Annotated in this window: 17 protein-coding genes; 5 read left to right on the plus strand and 12 right to left on the minus strand. The window is 69.9% G+C overall.

Annotated elements, in window-relative coordinates; translation table 11 throughout:
* Window positions 1–4: 4 nt before the first annotated feature.
* The gene (locus tag RUR_RS36700; RefSeq protein WP_346349013.1) at window positions 5–928 is read right to left on the minus strand and encodes a chorismate mutase; all 924 of its coding nucleotides are present in this window, start codon (window positions 926–928) and stop codon (window positions 5–7) included.
* Window positions 929–1,117: 189 nt separating this feature from the next.
* Here RUR_RS36700 and RUR_RS04495 point away from each other — a divergent pair, with 189 nt between their 5' ends.
* Window positions 1,118–1,738 carry a hypothetical protein gene (locus RUR_RS04495; protein ID WP_283133564.1) on the plus strand — a complete coding sequence of 207 codons (621 nt, stop codon included), beginning with the start codon at window positions 1,118–1,120 and terminating at the stop codon, window positions 1,736–1,738.
* A gap of 11 nt (window positions 1,739–1,749) precedes the next feature.
* Here RUR_RS04495 and RUR_RS04500 read toward each other — a convergent pair whose 3' ends face one another.
* The gene (locus RUR_RS04500) at window positions 1,750–3,654 is read right to left on the minus strand and encodes a hypothetical protein (RefSeq protein ID WP_283133565.1); all 1,905 of its coding nucleotides are present in this window, start codon (window positions 3,652–3,654) and stop codon (window positions 1,750–1,752) included.
* A 56-nt stretch (window positions 3,655–3,710) separates the two neighbouring features.
* Complete coding sequence (locus RUR_RS04505) at window positions 3,711–4,058, minus strand: hypothetical protein (protein ID WP_283133566.1); 348 nt, start codon at window positions 4,056–4,058, stop codon at window positions 3,711–3,713.
* 177 nt (window positions 4,059–4,235) lie between these two features.
* Between RUR_RS04505 and RUR_RS04510 the strand changes: the two genes are divergently transcribed.
* The 3 genes from RUR_RS04510 to RUR_RS04520 are packed head-to-tail and all read left to right on the plus strand — an operon-like array spanning window position 4,236 to window position 6,711.
* Window positions 4,236–4,907: an AzlC family ABC transporter permease gene (locus tag RUR_RS04510; protein WP_283133567.1), complete on the plus strand. Its 672-nt coding sequence runs from the start codon at window positions 4,236–4,238 to the stop codon at window positions 4,905–4,907.
* A 4-nt stretch (window positions 4,908–4,911) separates the two neighbouring features.
* Window positions 4,912–5,229: an AzlD domain-containing protein gene (locus RUR_RS04515; protein WP_283133568.1), complete on the plus strand. Its 318-nt coding sequence runs from the start codon at window positions 4,912–4,914 to the stop codon at window positions 5,227–5,229.
* A gap of 3 nt (window positions 5,230–5,232) precedes the next feature.
* Window positions 5,233–6,711, plus strand: a complete 1,479-nt coding sequence (locus tag RUR_RS04520) for a serine/threonine-protein kinase (protein ID WP_283133569.1) — start codon at window positions 5,233–5,235, stop codon at window positions 6,709–6,711.
* 7 nt (window positions 6,712–6,718) lie between these two features.
* On the opposite strand, the gene RUR_RS04525 is transcribed toward RUR_RS04520, so the two are convergent.
* The 3 genes from RUR_RS04525 to RUR_RS04535 are packed head-to-tail and all read right to left on the minus strand — an operon-like array spanning window position 6,719 to window position 8,614.
* Window positions 6,719–7,648 (minus strand): RluA family pseudouridine synthase, encoded by a 930-nt coding sequence (locus RUR_RS04525; protein WP_283133570.1) that lies wholly within the window; start codon window positions 7,646–7,648, stop codon window positions 6,719–6,721.
* A complete protein-coding gene (lspA, locus tag RUR_RS04530) occupies window positions 7,641–8,267 on the minus strand; it encodes a signal peptidase II (protein WP_428846963.1) in 627 nt (208 codons plus the stop codon). Before lspA ends, RUR_RS04525 begins: the two co-directional genes overlap by 8 nt.
* On the minus strand, window positions 8,231–8,614 hold the full coding sequence (locus RUR_RS04535) for a TraR/DksA family transcriptional regulator (RefSeq protein WP_283133571.1): 384 nt from the start codon (window positions 8,612–8,614) through the stop codon (window positions 8,231–8,233). Before RUR_RS04535 ends, lspA begins: the two co-directional genes overlap by 37 nt.
* 559 nt (window positions 8,615–9,173) lie before the next feature.
* On the opposite strand from RUR_RS04535, the gene ileS reads away from it, so the two are divergent.
* A complete protein-coding gene (gene ileS / locus RUR_RS04540; RefSeq protein ID WP_283133572.1) occupies window positions 9,174–12,329 on the plus strand; it encodes an isoleucine--tRNA ligase in 3,156 nt (1,051 codons plus the stop codon).
* A gap of 25 nt (window positions 12,330–12,354) precedes the next feature.
* Here the strand turns inward: ileS and RUR_RS04545 are convergent, their stop codons facing one another.
* The 6 genes from RUR_RS04545 to ftsZ all read right to left on the minus strand — a co-directional run bounded on the left by RUR_RS04545 (window position 12,355) and on the right by ftsZ (window position 17,903).
* Window positions 12,355–13,566, minus strand: a complete 1,212-nt coding sequence (locus tag RUR_RS04545) for a hypothetical protein (protein WP_283133573.1) — start codon at window positions 13,564–13,566, stop codon at window positions 12,355–12,357.
* 69 nt (window positions 13,567–13,635) lie between these two features.
* Window positions 13,636–14,502, minus strand: a complete 867-nt coding sequence (locus tag RUR_RS04550; protein WP_283133574.1) for a DivIVA domain-containing protein — start codon at window positions 14,500–14,502, stop codon at window positions 13,636–13,638.
* 54 nt (window positions 14,503–14,556) lie between these two features.
* Complete coding sequence (locus RUR_RS04555) at window positions 14,557–14,844, minus strand: YggT family protein (RefSeq protein WP_283133575.1); 288 nt, start codon at window positions 14,842–14,844, stop codon at window positions 14,557–14,559.
* Window positions 14,845–14,915: 71 nt separating this feature from the next.
* A complete protein-coding gene (locus tag RUR_RS04560; RefSeq protein ID WP_283133576.1) occupies window positions 14,916–15,410 on the minus strand; it encodes a cell division protein SepF in 495 nt (164 codons plus the stop codon).
* A gap of 86 nt (window positions 15,411–15,496) precedes the next feature.
* The gene (locus tag RUR_RS04565; RefSeq protein WP_283133577.1) at window positions 15,497–16,204 is read right to left on the minus strand and encodes a YggS family pyridoxal phosphate-dependent enzyme; all 708 of its coding nucleotides are present in this window, start codon (window positions 16,202–16,204) and stop codon (window positions 15,497–15,499) included.
* Between the two features lie 97 nt (window positions 16,205–16,301).
* The gene (gene ftsZ, locus RUR_RS04570; protein WP_283133578.1) at window positions 16,302–17,903 is read right to left on the minus strand and encodes a cell division protein FtsZ; all 1,602 of its coding nucleotides are present in this window, start codon (window positions 17,901–17,903) and stop codon (window positions 16,302–16,304) included.
* Window positions 17,904–18,036: the final 133 nt, after the last annotated feature.

Below are 18,036 nucleotides of genomic sequence, written 5' to 3' on the forward strand. Positions count from 1 at the left end.
CGGCTCAGCCGCCCGCGCGACGCTCCTCCTCCGACACCTCCAGGCCCGCCTCGATGACGGCCTTCATCACCCGGCCGAGACGCCCGGCGCCCAGGCGCGGCGCCCGCCGGGCCATCGCGGCGACGAGGGCGCGCTCCCGCGCCGGATCCCGCCCGGCGAAACCGCCCACCGGCTTGAGCCGCTGCACCGCCCCCGCGAGCCCGGCCCGCCGCTCCAGGAGCACCGCGAGCGCGGCGTCCACCTTGTCGATGGCCGACCGCGCCGCGTCCACCGAATCCGGGGCCTCCGGCCGTACCAGCGCCCCGACGACCGTCACCGCCTCCGACGCCTCCGCCACATCGGCGTCGGCCGAGAGCATCAGCCCGTCGGCGCCCGCCGCGACGACCGCCGCCGCCAGCGCGGGATCGCCGCCCAGATCCACGATCACCGGGCGGCCGGAACGCTCCTTGGCGGCCCGCATCAGCGCGAGGTCGAGGCTGACCCCGCCCAGGTGGGTACGGGTCCCGCTCTCGCAGAGCACCACCTGCTCGTTGCCCTCCGCCACGCAGTACTCGGCGATCGCCAGCCACTCCGCCAAGGTCGCCCCCGGGCCGCGCTGCACCACCACGGGCAGGCCGAGCCGGGCGACGGCCCGGACCAGCTGGAAGTCCTGCATCCACGCCGCGCCGACGATCACCCCGTCGGCCGCCTCGCGCACGGCGGGCAGGTCGGCGGCGGAGAACGGCTCGACCAGGAGCGGCCCGGGCCAACGCGAGCGCAGCTCGGCGATCGCCTCCGCCGCGGAGACCCCGCCGTGGTGGTCGCGGAGCCCGAGGCGGCACGCGTCGGACCCGGCCACCGGACCCCCGATCACCACGGCCGGTCCGGCGCCGACCCGGACGGACCCGAGGTCCACGGCCCGGCACTGTGCCCGTATCGACGTAGACATGTGTGTGAGCTCCTTCATGGGGACAGGCCGGCCCACGCGAGCCGGCGGGGAAAAGACAGAAGGCAGAGGCGATACGCCTCTGCCTTCCACGCCGGCTCTGGGTGGTCGCTCGATCAGGTCACGACCGGCTCACCCAGAGCCGGCCCGATAAACGTGAAAGAGCGATACACATCGGTCACTCTACCCGGGATGCGACGCTACCCTCCACCCGCCGTCCCGGCGGTCCCGCGCAAAGCGATGACATTCCCCGCCGGGAACGAGAGGATTGACGGGTTCACGGTAGTCATCCGGCGGATCGTGCACTCCAGGGTTCTCCTGTGGCGATCGGCACACGCAGCGGAGGTACCCATGCGGCGGTTGCTCGCGGCGCTCACCCTTGTCGCCCTTGTGGCGGCCTGCACGAGCGGACCCACCCTGGATGAAGCGGCGGCGGAACTCCAGAAGGACCTCCGGCGATTCGAAACCGACGACGTGTTCAAGAACGAGCTGGCCGCATTCAAGGTCGTCGAGCAACCCGATCGGGACATCCCCTGCGGAGACGGTCGATTCAAGAGAGTCTTCGCCGCGACGGCGGAGGACGGTGGCACACCACTGACGCCGAATGATCTATATGGAGCCCAGCGCATCATGGAAAGCACACTGGCATTGTTTGGCTATGAGGTGACTTACGATATGAACCAGCTGGAAAGGCTGGACGGCCGCGATATCCGTGCCGACAAGAAGGAGCTGGGTATCACTGTCAATGTGGCCGTTCGACCAGGTTCACCAGCCTACCGACTGCGAGCAGAGACACTCTGCCTTCAACACTAGAACGGCAAAGATTAGCTGGATTTCCTGATCAGATTTTTAGCATAATCACTTGTTCTTAGTCGCGAGCCGCTTTCAACCTTCTCATCGAATATCTCATTGGCATCAAGCCACTCCTCGTAGGGAGCCAGCTTGCTGAGAAGAACCTGGTCCCAGCTTCTGGTTCCAGTACTGGCGTCTACTTTGGCCTCGGCAACAAACTGATCGTAACTCTTTAATCCACCTGTTCTCTTGTCTACCAGTTCCGCTGGTGGAGGGGTCGCTGGGAATCCCGCCTGATGCAGAATCTGCGCGAGGTCATATTTCATCCGCACCGACCACGCAACCCGAGCTTCGGTCACCTTCTCCACGCGCTTTTCGAAGTCACCCGCCCAGTCGTCGAGGACGGCGCTGGCACCATATGCCTTGGTCAATGTCCATGCGACCTGCGCGGCCGGATGTTTGAAGCCAATCTCCAGTCCGAGCCCTGCAGTGTTCTTGAGGAAGTTTCTGACCAGGGCCTCCGTGGCGTCCTGCTGCCCGCGGACTTCCACCTCTGCCAGGAATTGAAGCCCACCGAAATCGCCGAACATGATGTTCGCGCCGCGGAACTGCTTGGTCAATCCGCCCTGCTGCGCATCCCTGCGTGCCGCCGCCATGAGTGCCTCCTGCCGGAACGACCCAAGGGATTCGTCGAACTCCTCGGTCAGGCGTTCGTCTCCGGCGAAGGTGCGGAGGAAGCCGTAGGTGTCCTTGGGGCTGAGGAAGAACGCGGGGGTCACCCCGGGGGCGTCCTCCCAGTGCGGGGGTCGCGTCATTCCCGACTCTCGGAGCGCTGCTTTGTCGAATCGGCCGCCGCTGACGAGTTCGTGCACGTAGGAGGCGCCGATCCGCGCCATAGACGGTCTCGCCCCCGCGGGCAGGTTCTCCCGGAATCCGGAGGCGACCCGGATGAGGTCGAAGGTGAAGGCCGCCGCCTCCCGGCTGTGCTTGCCGGGCCGTTCCGTCCCGGCCTCCGCGCCCGATTCGGCCGCCCGGCCGAAGGACTCGGCCAGTCTCTCGTTTCCGGGTCGTCCGGCGTGGTCGAGGACGAGCTTCATCTTCTCGATCCGGCCGAGGCGGCTCGACGGCCCGCCCATCTTGGCGAACGCGTCGCGTACGGCGGCTCCGTCTCCGGCGAGCACGTCGAAGGCGAGCGCGACGGTGTCGCCCGGGTAGCCGAAGGCCCGGAGCTGGGCCCGGCCGGCGCCGCGTTGATCGCCGCGGGGCGCGCGGGCGAATCCGTCCAAGGCCAGCGCGCGGGCCGCTTCGCTGCGGAAGGCGGTGGGGGCGCCGGCGGAGCGGAGCAGCGCGAGCCGGTTCCACGCGGTGACCCGGTTGGTGGGGCGGAGGAAGTCCTGTTTGACGCGGTCGAATCCGGGCGGTCGGCTGCCGGAGCGGAGTGCGGCGCCGAGGGCCCGTCCGAGACGTTCGAGGTCGCCTTTGGCCGTCCTGCTTCCTGAGTCGGCGATCAACGCGGGGAGCACGTCGCGGATCTGGGGATCGAGCGCGGTGTAGAAGGCCGCGGCGGCGTCCGGATCCTTGGCGAGTCCGGCGATCTTCTCGGACCATCGGTGGATCGCCTCGGCCTGGAAATCGCCGGAGAACTCGCGGAAGATCTGGTTGTGGACGAGGCCGAGGGCCCGGCCGTGTTCGCGGGCCTCACCCAGGGTGAGGATCTTCTCGGTGACGGCGGTGAACGGGGTGTCCCCGATCCTCGCGGCGGCGAGGGAGAGGGTGTGCCTGCGGCGGAGCGACGGGAGCTGGTCCTCCGCCCAGCCGCCGATCCGATCCAGCTCGGTGAGCGCGCCGGTGGCGACCTCGTAGCCGGCGAAGAGGCGCCGATACTCACCGGCGAATCCGCGCAGGGTGCGGCCGTCCCGTTCCACGGATTCGATCATGGGCGCGAGTCGATCGGGGTTGACGCCGCGGAACCCGGCCGGAAGGGGCGCCACGGTCAGCCCATCCGCCCGGAGAGGCGCCGGCGGATCAGTTCGGCTTGGTGGGCCGGGACCATGGCCGGATGCCGGGCCAGGGCTTCGTCCACATCGCCGAGGAGCCGTTCCACCGCCCGCTTCAGCTGAGCCCGCCGGCCGCCGAGTTCGTCCTTCCACCGGTCGGCCGACGGGCCGACCCAGACCTGTCCCCCGCCCATGTCCGATTCGGCCTTGCCGAGAGCCCCGCGCAACGTCTCCGCTTCCTCGACGAGCCGGGCCCGAAGCCGGATCAGGTTGACGTGGAGGGGGTTCTCCACCATCGGTTCGGGGGAACCCATCCCCTGCTCCTCCCCCATGATGAAATTCATCTACCCCGCGTAACCACCTTTGCTCTGGATGTAAATTACGTCACCCTCAGCGCTTCAGGTACCCCCATACATGAGGTACCTGGCCCCCAACTACCGGGTATGCCGCCCCTGGGATCGGATGGCCGGTGTCGGACCGCTGTCATCGGGGGTATCCGGATGCCCGTAAAGTCGTTCGACATGAAAGCACCTGTTCGAGACGGCCTCGGCGTGGGGATCGCCGTAGGGGTGTCCGGGGTGGCGTTCGGCGCCGCCGCCGTGACCGCCGGACTCGACGTGCTGCAAGCCTGCGCGCTCAGTCTGTTCGCGTTCACCGGCGCCTCGCAGTTCGCGCTCATCGGGGTGGTGGCGGGCGGCGGCAACCTGGTCGCCGGCACCGCGGGCGCCCTGCTGCTCGGTGGGCGGAACACCCTGTACGGACTCCGTCTGGCCGGACTGCTCGGGGTGCGCGGGGCCAGGCGGGGTCTCGCCGCGCAGGGCGTGATCGACGAGACGACCGCGGTCGCCCTCGCCCAGCCTTCGCCCGAAGCGGCCAGAACCGCCTTCACCGCGACCTTCGTCTCCCTCTATCTGTGCTGGAACCTCACCACGTTGATCGGTGCCGCGGGCACCGAGCTCGTGGCCGATCCGGCGGCGCTCGGGCTGGACGTGGTGGGGCCCGCCACGTTCCTGGCGCTGCTGTGGCCGCGTTTAAAGGAGTCCGGACAGGTGAGGCTGATCGCGGTACTGGGTGCGGTGACGGCCGTGGCGACGGCGTCGTTCCTCCCTCCCGGGGTTCCGGTGCTCCTCGCCGCGTCGGCCGTACTCGTCGTCACTCTGCGCCCCCGAAGCGACCGCGCCACGGAGAAGTGATCCAGTGACCTTATGGCCCGCCGTTATCGCCACCTGTCTAGGATGCTATTTACTGAAATATGCGGGTTTGGCAGCACCACAACGGATCCTGGACCACCCCGAGGTACAGCGTTTCGCCAATCTCGTCCCGGTGGCGCTTCTCGCCGCGCTGATCGCCGTACAGACGTTCACCCACGGCCAGGCGCTCCACCTGGACGTCCCGCGGCTGGCGGGCCTGGGCGCGGCCGTTCTCGCCTTGGTCCTCCGGGCTCCGTTTCTCGTCGTCCTCGCCGTCGCCGCAGCCGTCGCCGCCGGGCTGCGCCTCATAGGAACAGGTGGATAGCGCATGACCCAGCAGCGCCTACTCGCCGGGCGCTACCGGCTCGTCGAACCGCTCGGCCGGGGCGGGATGGGCACCGTCTGGCGTGCCGTCGACGAGCTTCTCGGACGTGACGTCGCCGTCAAGGAGGTCATCCTCCCCCGGGAGCTCAGTGACGCCGAACGCGAGGTCTTCACCCAGCGCACGATCCGGGAGGCCCGCGCGGCCGGCCGGGTCAGCCACCACGCGGTCGCCGCCGTCTTCGACATGGTCGAGGAGGACGGGCGGCCCTGGATCGTGCTCGCCCTCATCCCGTCGCGCAGCCTGGCCGAGGTGACCCGCCAGGACGGGCCGCTCCCCCCTTGGCGGGTGGCGCAGATCGGACTGACCCTCCTGTCGGCGCTGCGCACCGCGCACACCCTCGGGGTGCTCCACCGGGACGTCAAACCGAGCAACGTCCTCATCGCCGACGACGGGCGGGTCGTCCTCACCGACTTCGGCATCGCCACCCTCGAGGGCGACCCCTCGGTCACCCGGACCGGGACACTCGTCGGCACGCCCTCCTACATCGCCCCGGAACGGGCGCTGGGCGGCCAGGCCAAACCCGAATCCGACCTGTGGTCGCTCGGCGCCACCCTGTACGCCGCGGTGGAAGGCCGCCCGCCGTTCGAACGCGGCTCGGCCATCCCCACCATGGCCTCGGTCATCCACGACCCTCCCGAGCCCATCACCAGGGCCGGCGCCCTCACCGACGTCCTGCTCGGGCTGCTCCGCAAGGAACCCGCCGAACGGCTCCCCCCCGACCAGGTCCGGCTCATGCTGGAGCGCATCGCCGCCGAGGCCCCCGCCGACGGTCACATCCCCAAGACCGCCGAGAACCCCCGGCCGGAGCCGACCGCCCCGGACCCGGTGACCGCCCTCGACCTGGATCCGGTACGGCCGGTGGCCGCCGTCCCGCCCGCCGGGAGCCCCGTCTCCACCGGCGCGGTGTGGGCCGCCGCCATCCCGCACACCGGTACGGCGCCCGCCGCCCGCCCGGAAAGCGGGACCGGGCTGTCCCGCGTGCACCTGTTCCTGGTCGCCTCGGCCGTGACCCTGGTGGCGGTGATCCTCGGGGTGGGCGCCTGGATGGCCACCCGCGACACCGGCGTCGCCACCCCCCGCCCGCCGGTGCCCGCCGTGACCCCCTCGGTGACCGAAACCGAGGAGGAGCCGACGGCCGAGGTGCCTCCGCCGCCTCCGTCGGTGGACGTCCCTCCGCCGATCGAACCCACCTGGCGCACCCGGGAGCCCGAGCAGCCGCGTCCCACGCCGACCCCGTCGGCGGAGCCCACCCCCGAGCCGTCGAGCACCCCGAGCCAGGAGCCGACGGAGACCCCCGCTCCTTCGACGACCCCCGATCCCAACCACCCGGGCAGCGGCGGCGCCACCGAAGACCCGCCCGTCGACGGCGAGAGCGAGCACGGCGGCGAGCTGGCCGCCCCCGACCCGGGGAGGGTCGCCTGACCCGCTTCTAGGATTCGGCGCGGACCAGTTTGAGGGCTCGGGCGAGGTCTTCGGGGTACTCGCTCTGGAACTCGACGGGTTCGCCGGTCGCGGGGTGTTCGAAGCCGAGACGGACGGCGTGCAGCCACTGGCGGGTCACCCCGAGCCGGGCGGCCAGGCTCGGGTCGGCCCCGTACAGCAGGTCGCCGACGCACGGCCGCCGTACCGCCGACATGTGCACCCGGATCTGGTGGGTGCGCCCGGTCTCCAGGCCGATCTCCAGCAAAGAGGCCGCCCGGAACGCCTCGATCGTGTCGTAGTGGGTGACCGAGGGCTTGCCTCCGGCGACGACGGCGAACCGTCCGTCGCCGGACGGGTGCCGGTCGATGGGGGCGTCGATGGTCCCGCGCAGCGGATCGGGGTGCCCCTGTACGAGCGCGTGGTAGACCTTGTCCACCCGGCGTTCCTTGAAGGCCCGCTTGAGCCTGCTGTAGGCCGCCTCGCTCTTGGCGACCACCATCACCCCGGTGGTGTTGGCGTCGAGCCGGTGCACGATGCCCTGCCGCTCGGCGGAGCCGCTGGTCGCGACACGGTGACCGGCGCCGAGCAGGCCGCCGAGGACGGTGGGCCCGGTCCAGCCGACGGTCGGGTGGGCGGCGACCCCGATCGGCTTGTCGACGACGACGATGTCGTCGTCCTCGTAGAGGATCCCCATCCCGGGAACGGGCTCGGCCACCGGTACCGGCGCCGAGACGGGCGGCGGCAGGGTCACCTCAAGCCAGGCCCCGGCGGAGACCCGGTCGGATTTGAGCGCCGAGGTGCCGTCGACGAGGACGTCGCCGGAGGCGATGAGTTCGGCGGCGCGGGTCCGGGAGAAGCCGAAGAGGCGCGCGAGCGCCGCGTCCAGCCGTTCGCCTTCCAGGCCGTCGGGAAGGGGCAGGGACCGCTGTTCACTCATGGGGGTTCTCGTTCCGGCGCGAGGTGGTGCGGGTCTCCCGGGTCCCGTCGAGCTGGACGCCCCGCCAGGCGAGGACGACGGCGAGGATCCCGCCGCAGACGATGGCCGAGTCGGCGACGTTGAACACGGGCCAGTTCGGGAGTTCGATCCAGTCGACGACGTGCCCTTCCAGCGGGCCCGGCGCGCGGAAGATCCGGTCGGTGAGGTTGCCGAGCGCCCCGCCGAGCAGGAGGCCGAGGCTGATCGCCCAGGGGGTGCTTCGGAGGCGGCGGGCGGTCCGCACGATGGCGATCACCACGCCTATCGCGATCAGGCTGAGCACGAGGGTCAGCCCGGTGCCGATGCTGAAGGCCGCACCGGGGTTGCGGATCACCCGCAGGGTGAGCAGCCCGCCGAGGAGCTCGATCGGTTCCCGCCCCTCAAGCAGCCGAACCGTGATGATCTTCGTCACCAGATCGAGGAGGTACGCCGTCACGGCCACGGCCGCGAGTACGGCGATCCGCCGTCCGCCCACCGGCTTCGCCGGCCCGCCGGCGTTCTCCTTGATCTCCGTTCCGTCCGCCCTCGCGGCTTCACCGGTGTTCAGCGACGCTCCTCCCGCTGCTTGCAGGAGACGCACAGGGTGGCCCTGGGAAACGCCTGCAGGCGCTCTTTGCCGATGGGCTTGCCGCACGACTCGCAGATCCCGTACGTGCCCGTGTCGATCCGGGCGATGGCCCGCTCGTTCTGTGCCAGCATATCCCGCGCGTTGAGGGCGAGCGAGATCTCGTGTTCGCGCTCGTAGGTCTTGGCGCCCGCGTCGGCCTGGTCGTCCCCCGCGCCCTCGCTGCTGTCCCCGGAGGCGATCTCGAGTTCCGCGCGGATGATGTCGCGGCGCAGCTCCTCGATCTCTCTGACAAGGCGCTCCCGCACAGCGGTGAGCTCCTTCTGCGACCAGTCCGTGGTCACCGGGGAAATACCGGCCATCTTGGCCTCCTGGCTGATCAGACGGGTGAAAGTACCCGGCGATGAGAGACTGCGGGCAGCTTAGGTCGCCGATGCCCGGGCAGCAAATGACCTGCCCGTTTCTCGCGTGTCTCATCCCGGTCCCCACCGCGGCGTCGATAAAGCTCTCGTTCGTTTCCGGCAATCTCCCGCCCACCCCCGGGCCGGGGTTTTCCGCCCCTGCCCGTACCGGAATCCGGGGTGCGCGTCCGGACATCGCCTGGCATGTCCCCTGGTTAAGGGGAAGCATTCGCCCCGGTCCTGCGTTATGGTTCACCGCAAGACCGCAAGGCGTCGATGGGGACGAGTACTTCCGAGGCCACGTGCGAAGCGAACCGGGGTTGGTGCGAGCCCGGGGACGTGCACGGAAGGAACATCACCCCGGAGCCGCCGGAGGAACGGCCTGAAACCCAGTAGAACCGGCTGCGGCGAAACACAACGAGAGGACCACGTCCGAACGCGTGGTCAAGGAGGGTGGTACCGCGGGGCGTGCGCGCCTCGTCCCTCCGGGTCCGCGGAAACGTCCCTGGAGGTCCACCCGATGTCAGGTTATTTTCGCCCGCTCCCCGCGCAGGTAGACCTGCCTGCGGTCGAACGCGAGGTGCTCGACCGCTGGCGCGACGGCAAAGTCTTCGAACGCTCGCTTGAACAGAATGCGGGTGGCCCCACCTGGGTCTTCTACGAGGGCCCGCCCACCGCCAACGGCATGCCCGGCGTCCACCACATCGAGGCCCGGGTGTTCAAGGACGTCTTCCCCCGCTACAAGTCGATGCGCGGCTACCACGTCCCCCGCAAGGCGGGCTGGGACTGCCACGGCCTGCCCGTCGAGGTCGCCGTGGAGAAGGAACTCGGCCTCTCCGGCAAGAAGGACATCGAGGCGTACGGCGTCGCGGAGTTCAACGCCCGCTGCCGGGAGTCGGTGCTCCGCCACGTCGACGCGTTCACGGAGCTCACCGAGCGGATGGGCTACTGGGTCGACCTCTCCCAGGCCTACCGCACCATGGACGCCTCCTACGTCGAGTCGGTGTGGTGGTCGCTCAAGCAGGTCTGGGACAAAGGGCTCCTCTTCCGGGACCACCGCATCACGCCGTACTGCCCGCGCTGCGGCACCGGCCTGTCCGACCACGAACTCGGCCAGCCCGGCGGGTACGAGACCGTCGTCGACCCGTCGGTGTACGTCCGGATGCCCGCCGCGTCGCTCGGCGCCGACCTCCTCGTCTGGACCACCACACCGTGGACGCTCGTCTCCAACACGGCCGTCGCCGTGCACCCCGACGTCGTCTACGTGATCGCCGAGCGTGACGACGAGACCCCCGTCCTAGTGGCCGAGCCGCTCGTGGACAAGGTCCTCGGGGAAGGCTGGACCGTCCGGGACCGCATCCTCGGCCGGGACCTGGAGGGGACCCCCTACGCGCGCCCCCTCGACCTCGTCGAATTCCCCGAGGGCTCGGCGGCGCACCGGGTGGTCCTGGCGGACTTCGTCACGGTCGAGGACGGCACCGGCCTGGTGCACATGGCACCCGCCTTCGGCGCCGACGACCTCGCCACGTGCAAGCGGTACGGGCTGCCCGTGGTCAACCCGATCGGTCCCGACGGCCGGTTCCGGCCCGAGACCGCGCTGGTGGGCGGGGTCTTCTTCCGGGACGCGGACGCCCGCCTGGTGGAGGAGCTCCGCGACCGCGGCGTCCTGTTCCGTTCGCTCGCCTACGAGCACTCCTACCCGCACTGCTGGCGCTGCCACACCGCGCTGATCTACTACGCGCTCCCCTCCTGGTACATCCGGACCACTCAGATCAAGGACCGGCTCCTGGCGGAGAACGAGCGGACCAACTGGTACCCCGCCCACGTCAAGGAGGGCCGGTACGGCGAGTGGCTCCGGAACAACGTGGACTGGGCGCTCTCCCGCGCCCGGTACTGGGGGACGCCGCTCCCATTGTGGGTCTGCCCCGCCGACCACGTCACCGCCGTCGGGTCGCTGGCCGAGCTGTCGGAACTGTCCGGCAGGGAGCTCTCCGGGCTCGACCCGCACCGGCCGTACGTCGACGACGTCGTCCTGCCCTGCCCCGACTGCGGGGAGCAGGCCCGGCGCGTACCCGAGGTGATCGACGCCTGGTACGACTCGGGCGCCATGCCGTTCGCCCAGTGGGGTGCCCCGCACCGGAACCGGGAGGAGTTCGACCGGGCCTACCCGGCGCAGTACATCTGCGAGGCGACCGACCAGACCCGGGGCTGGTTCTACTCGCTGATGGCGGTGGGCACCCTCGTCTTCGACAGGTCCTCCTACGAGAACGTCCTGTGCCTCGGGCTGATCCTCGCCGAGGACGGCCGGAAGATGAGCAAGCACCTGGGCAACGTGCTGCAGCCGATCCCACTGATGGATCAGCACGGCGCGGACGCGGTCCGCTGGTTCATGGCGTGCAGCGGATCCCCGTGGGCGGCGCGCCGGGTCGGCCACGGCGCGATGGAGGAGGTGGTCCGCAAGATCCTGCTCACCCTGTGGAACACCACGTCGTTCTTCACCTTGTACGCCAACGCCACCCCATGGACCCCGGCCGCGCTCGACGAGGCGCCCGGCCGCGCCGGCCGGCGGCTCATCGACCGCTGGATCCTGGCCGAGCTGCATCGCACGGTCGGTGAGGTGACCGACGCGCTGGAGACGTTCGACAGCACCCGGGCCGGGCGCCGACTGGCCGAGTTCCTGGACGACCTGTCCAACTGGTACGTCCGGCGCTCACGGCGCCGCTTCTGGGAGGGCGACGGCGCCGCGCTCGCGACGCTGTACGAGTGCCTGGAGACGGTGATCCGGCTGATGGCCCCGCTCGTGCCCTTCCTCACCGACTACCTCTGGGACGTCCTCCGCTCCCCCGAGGCGCCGGCCTCGGTGCATCTGGCGTCCTGGCCGACGGTGGACGAGACGCTGCTCGACCCCGAGCTGTCCCGGCGGATGGCCCTGGTCCGGCGTCTGGTGGAGCTCGGCCGTTCGGCCCGGGCCTCCTCGGGGGTCAAGACGCGGCAGCCGCTGGGCCGCGCCCTCATCGGCGCCCCGGGCTGGCCGGATCTGCCGGAGTCGCTCCGCGAGCTCGTCGCCGACGAGCTCAACGTGGTCGCGCTCGAGGACCTCTCCGGGGTCTCCGCCGACCTGGTGTCCGTCACGGTGAAGCCCAACTTCCGCGCCCTGGGCCGGCGGTTCGGGTCGAACACCAAGGACGTCGCCGCGGCGATCACCGGCGCGGACGCCGCCGCCCTCGCCGCCGGGTTGCGCGCGACCGGCACGGTGTCGGTGGCGACGGAGTCGGCCGGGACGGTGGAGCTCGGGCCGGACGACCTCATCGTGACCGAGCAGCCGCTGAGCGGCTGGGCGGTGGAGACGGGGGCCACCGAGGCGGGTGGCGGTGAGACGGTCGCCCTCGACCTCACCCTCACCGACGAACTGCGGCGGGCGGGGCTCACCCGGGACGTCATCCGGCTGGTTCAGGACGCCAGGAAGTCGAGCGGCCTGTCGATCTCCGACCGCATCGAGGTGTGGTGGACCGCCGACGGGGCGGACCTGACGGCGGCGCTGCGGTCGGGTGGTGCGGCGATCTCCGAGGAGGTGCTCGCCGTCTCCTTCACTGAGGGAGACCCGGTGTCAGCGGATCTCCACAGATTCAGCGACGGTGATCTCGGACTCACCTTCCACCTGCGACGGGCCTACTGACGGCCCGCCGCCGGAGCGGTCCCACTCAACTCACGGTCTGCCGGTCGTTCTGGCAGACCGTGCAGTGGGTGAGCCCGGCCTCCTCGGCGGCCTGCGGCGACATCGCCTCAATGCCGGATTCGTCGGCGCCCTTGATCAAGGGACAGTCGGAACTGTGGAAACGCCGTGTCCCGATGATGACCTTGACGACCTCGCGGTCGTCCCGGTCCTCTCTGCTCTTCCCCCCCGAAACCCGCTTCCCCCCAGAAGTCTCAGGTTCGGGTGCTCCGGTCGTTCCGGAGTCCGCTTCTTTGTGTTTGACGACGGCGACGGTCTCGTCCGAGGCCGATTTCCCGGCCACGACGACCCTCTGCTCGGCGGGGGACCTCGTCGTCCCCCCCTTCTCCGTGTCCTCCGGGGCCCGCGAGGCGGAATCCTCGGCTTCGCCGGCCGTGGGTGGAGCCGACGGCCGTGGTACGGCGAGAGGCTGGGTCACCGGCGCGGGCACGGTGGGCGACACCGGCTTGATCGGTGGCCGCGAAACCGTGACGTCGGCCGGGCGGTCCTCCACGACGACGGCTTCGACGACGTAGTCCGTCGCCGGGCCGCCTTCGGCGGAGAGCGCTCCCGGTGGGTTCGACGTTGACTCGGTGTCCGGAGCGACGGTACGGCGTGACACCGGGGACACCGCAGAGGAGTCGGGAAGACAGGTCGTGCAGGCGCTGAAACCCTCTTCGCGCGCTTCCTCGTGGGTGAGCTCCTCGTGATCTCGCCCGACCACCTGCCTGCACCCCCGAAGGTGATAGCGCTTCCGCCCCGGGATGACCAGGACGATGGCGTCGGGGGAGAGGGAATGGCCGGACTCCCGGACGGCCGGACCGGCCAAGGCCGGTGAGGCCGGCGCCACGAGATCGGGCGGTGGCGCGGTGACCGCCGGTCCGGACGCCTGGGGCGCCTGCAGCGGCACCGTGTGCACCGGAGCCGCGGCGGCGGACGCCTGGCTCGGCACTCCCGGTGCCACGACCGGAGCCGGCTGCACCGGTGCACCCAAGGGCTGCGCCGGGAGCGTCGGGAACGCCGGCATCGAGGGAACGGCCGTCTGGGCGCCGCTGCCGAACAACTCATGCCGTCGCAGGATCACCCCGATGAGCAGGGAGATCAGGGAGAGCACGCTCACCCAGATCGAGATCGTCACCAGGACCGGCATGGTGATCAGGACACCGGCGATCAGCAGGCCGATCGCGACGAACACCAACACTGCGCTAATAATGATCACGGGAGGCTCCGAGACATAGGTCTATGGCGATGTGACCAATGACCCGTTACCCTACCGGCCTTCGTGGGGCGGCACGTCCACCGTCTGGAAGGCGCCGGTGTGCTGCGCGGGCTCGATGACGAACGGGTTCGGCCCGGTGACCGGCTGCTGCCCGACCCGTGCGTCCGCGTGCACCATCTGCGGTCCGCCCTTCATCGTGGCGCCCAGCGCGGGGAAGGCACCGCTGTCGGCCGACGCGGCGTCCAGCTCCCGCAACTGGATCTCGAAGTAGGACTTGAGCCGGCTGCGGTATTCCCGCTCGAAGGAGCGCAGGTTCTCCACCTCGCGCTCAAGCTGCTCGCGGTTCTGCACCAGGGAGCCCATGGCCTGGCGGTGCCGCTCCTGCGCGTCGCGTTCCAGGGTCTCCGCCCGGCCGCGTGCGTCACCGATGATCTGCTCGGCCTGGCGGCGCGCCTTGCCGAGGATGTCGTCGGCCTCACGACGGGCACGGGTGACCGTCTCGTCCGCCTCGCGCCGGGCGTCCGCGATGGCCTGGTCCGCGGTCTGCTGCGCGAGGGCGAGCACCCGGGCCGCGGTGTCCATGTTGTCTTCGGCGGGGGGCATCCCCATGCCGACGGGCATGGGCTGCGGGGCGACCGGCTCGGGGGGGCGGATGGGGTCGGGCGCCTTCATCGGCTCGGGCATCTCCGCCTTGGACTCGATGACCGGGGCCGACGACATCGCCGCCATGTTCCCGGGCACCTTGCCCCGGAGGCACTCGGCCAGTTTGGCGCGGAGCTCCTCGTTCTCCTGAATGAGGCGGTCCAGCTCGGCCTCGACCTCGTCGAGGAAGGCGTCCACCTCCTCCTCGTCGTAACCCGGCCTTAGCCGGGTCGTACTGAACTGCTTGTTCCGCACATCGGCGGGGGTCAGCGGCATGCTGGTCTCCTTGGCGCGCTGGGAGTCTGTCCGGAAGAACGGTACCCGATCAGATTAGAGCGCGTTGGACACGAATTGGATCATGAACCAGACCAATATGAACAGGAAGGTGAAGCTCAGGTCGAGAGCCACCGTACCCAACCGCAGGTTCGGAATGAAACGGCGGAGGAATTTCAGCGGGGGATCGGTCACCGTGTAGGTGGCCTCGGCGATCACCAACACGACCCCGGCGGGACGCCAGGACCGGGCGAAGGCCTGCACCGTTTCGAAAATCATCCTTCCGATGAGAAGCAGCAGGTAGATGTAGAGGACGAAGACCAGGACCTGTTTGATGATCGTCACGGTCGCGTCCCGCCTCCCTCTCCCCGCCGCCACTCCCGGATCTGCGGCCGGACACTGTTCATACTGGAACTCTAACTCTGATTGAAGAACCCGCGTTCCACGATTCGGGCCTTATCCTCCGCAGTCACCTCGACATTGGCTGGGGACAACAGGAACACCTTGTTGGTAACACGTTCAATGCTGCCATGTAGGCCAAAGATGAGACCTGCCGCAAAATCAACGAGCCGCTTTGCATCACTGTCAACCATTTCGGTCAGATTCATGATGACCGGAGTTCCTTCGCGGAAATGCTCCCCGATGGTACGGGCTTCGTTGTAGGTGCGAGGGTGCAGCGTGGTGATCCGGGCCAGATCGCTCTGCCTTCGCTCGATCACAGCCGCGGCGTTACGGGGTGACGGCACCACTGACTCCGTTTCGACGTCTGGGTCAACCGGGTTGAGCACCCCGCGGTCGTGCACCGTCGTGTGCTCGTCGTAGTCGTCGTAGTCGTCGTAATCCTCGGGCTTTTCATCGTGGTCAACCACGAGACCGAGGTAGAGCGCCATCTTGCGCATCGCGCCGGCCATTCGTGCCCGTCCTCCGTCGTCCTCTCGCGGTAGCGGATCTCCGCTGATCGACCACTTATGGGCCGCTGAGCCCATGTGAAGGGACATTACCTGACGAAGGGCTTTCTACGGCCGAGCAACGCCGTACCGACCCTTACATGTGTCGCACCGTGCGCGATCGCCGGAAGGAGGTCCCCGCTCATCCCCGCGGAGATCACACCGGCCCCCGGCGCGATCCCGGTCACGGCCGCCGAAACCTCTGCGAGCCGGGCAAACGCCCCGGCCGGGTCCACGCCCAGGGGGGCCACCGCCATCACGCCCGCCAGCACCAGCCCGTGCGTCCCGGCGACCGCCTCGGCGAGCCGGGGAACCTCGGACGGGATCACACCGCCCCGCGCGGGATCGTCGTCCAAGGCCACCTGAACCAGACACCGCAGCGGCGGCCTGCCGGCCTCCGCCACGGCCCGGCTCAACGCCTCGACCAGCCGGATCCGGTCCACCGAGTGGACCACATCGGCGTAACGGGCCACCGACCGGACCTTGTTCGTCTGCAGCTGACCGATGAAGTGCCAGGTCAACGGGAGTTCGGCGCAGTCCACCGCCTTGGGCGCGGCCTCCTGGTCCCGGTTCTCCCCCACATCGCGGACCCCGAGCGAGGCGAGCACCGCGACGTCGGAGGCCGGGTAGGTCTTGGTGACGGCGATCAAGGTCACCTCACCCCGGTCGCGCCCGGCGGCCGCGCACGCCTCCACGATCTGCTTCTCAACAATTGTGAGATTTGCCGCAATCTGCTCATACCGCGATAGATCAGTCACATCTCTATCGTGCACGGTCGCGGCCTCCGATCCGGACGCGGTCCCCCCACCTGGACCAGGTGGAGAAACCTCACCCCAAGTGGAAAACCAGCCCCACTTATCGGCCCGGCTCGGAGTTGGGCTTGAGGAAGTCCGGGACGTCCAGCTCGTCGTCCTCCTCGAAGACCACCGGGCTCCGGCGGGCGGCGGCCCCCCGCGGGGTGAGCGGCTGCACCGAAGCCGTGGTGGAGGTGACGGGCTGATCCGAGCCGCCGAACCCGGAGAAGGCCGACGACGCGACGCCGCCCTCCCGGGCGGAGTCCCGCAGCGGTTCCCTGGGCGTGTCCCGCCCCACCTCACGCACCGGCGAGGTGTCGCGCTCCCGCGCCTGCCCGTCACCGAAGGCGGGCGTGACCGGCGTGACCGGGGCGGGCGACGGCGCCGCCTGACCGGGCGCGGGCGCACCGGCGGCGGAGGCGAGGGAGGGTGCCGTGGCAGGCGGAGCCGCGCTCACCGCGGCCGCCGAGACGGCCAGGGTGGCGCTCGCGGACGGGGTGGCCGGCGGGCGGGTCGAGGAGGCCGGGGAGGCGGCGACCACCGGCGCACTCACCGGGGCGGCCGGCGTCTCGGTCCTGGCCTGCGGGGTCGCGGCGGCCGACGGGCGGGCCGGGGCGAAGGCGGGCGACTTGGCGGGGGCCGCCGGAGTCGGCGCGCTCACCGCCTGCGACTGCGCCGGCTGGGGTTCGGTCCTGGCGTCGGAACGCTCGTTGCCGTTGTCCTCGTCGAAGCCCGCGGCGATCACGGTCACCCGGACCTCGTCGCCGAGCTCGTCGGCGATCACGGCACCGAAAATGATGTTGGCGTCGATCGAAGCGGCGTTGGAGACGAGCTGGGCCGCCTCGTTGATCTCGAACAGGCCGAGGTCCGAGCCACCGGAGATCGAGAGAAGCACGCCCTTGGCGCCGTCGATGCTCGCCTCCAGCAGCGGGCTGGAGATCGCCATCTCGGCGGCGGCCACCGAACGGTCGTCGCCCCGGGCCGAGCCGATGCCCATGAGCGCCGAGCCCGCCCCCGACATGACCGACTTGACGTCGGCGAAGTCCAGGTTGATCAGGCCGGGCGTGGTGATGAGGTCGGTGATCCCCTGCACACCGGAGAGCAGGACCTGGTCGGCGGCCTTGAAGGCGTCGAGCACGCTCACCTGTCGGTTGGAGATCGAGAGCAGGCGGTCGTTCGGGATGACGATGAGGGTGTCGACCTCGCCGCGGAGGATCTCGATGCCCTTCTCCGCCTGGTTGGCCCGGCGGCGTCCCTCGAAGCTGAACGGCCGGGTCACCACGCCGATGGTCAACGCGCCGAGCGAACGCGCGACGTTGGCGACCACGGGGGCGCCTCCGGTGCCGGTCCCGCCGCCTTCACCCGCGGTGACGAAGACCATGTCGGCCCCGCGGAGGACCTCCTCGATCTCCTCCCGGTGGTCCTCGGCGGCCTTCCGCCCGACCTCGGGGTTGGCGCCCGCACCGAGCCCGCGGGTGAGCTCCCGCCCCACGTCGAGCTTGACGTCGGCGTCGCTCATCAGCAAGGCCTGGGCGTCGGTGTTGATGGCGATGAACTCAACACCCTTCAGGCCTTCCTCGATCATTCGGTTGACGGCGTTGACGCCGCCGCCGCCGATACCGACGACCTTGATGACCGCGAGGTAGTTCTGCGGTGCTGCCACGACGAAGGGCCTTTCCGATCGCTAACTTCCGGATTCTCGGGCGCGAGAAACCCTCACCCTCAAGTTGAGATTTAGAGTTATGTCAACCTGAGGATTGATAGGGACAGTAGGGTTGCGCCTCCCCAGGGTCAAC

This window comes from Rhizohabitans arisaemae, assembly GCF_025996515.1.
GTDB lineage: Bacteria > Actinomycetota > Actinomycetes > Streptosporangiales > Streptosporangiaceae > Rhizohabitans > Rhizohabitans arisaemae.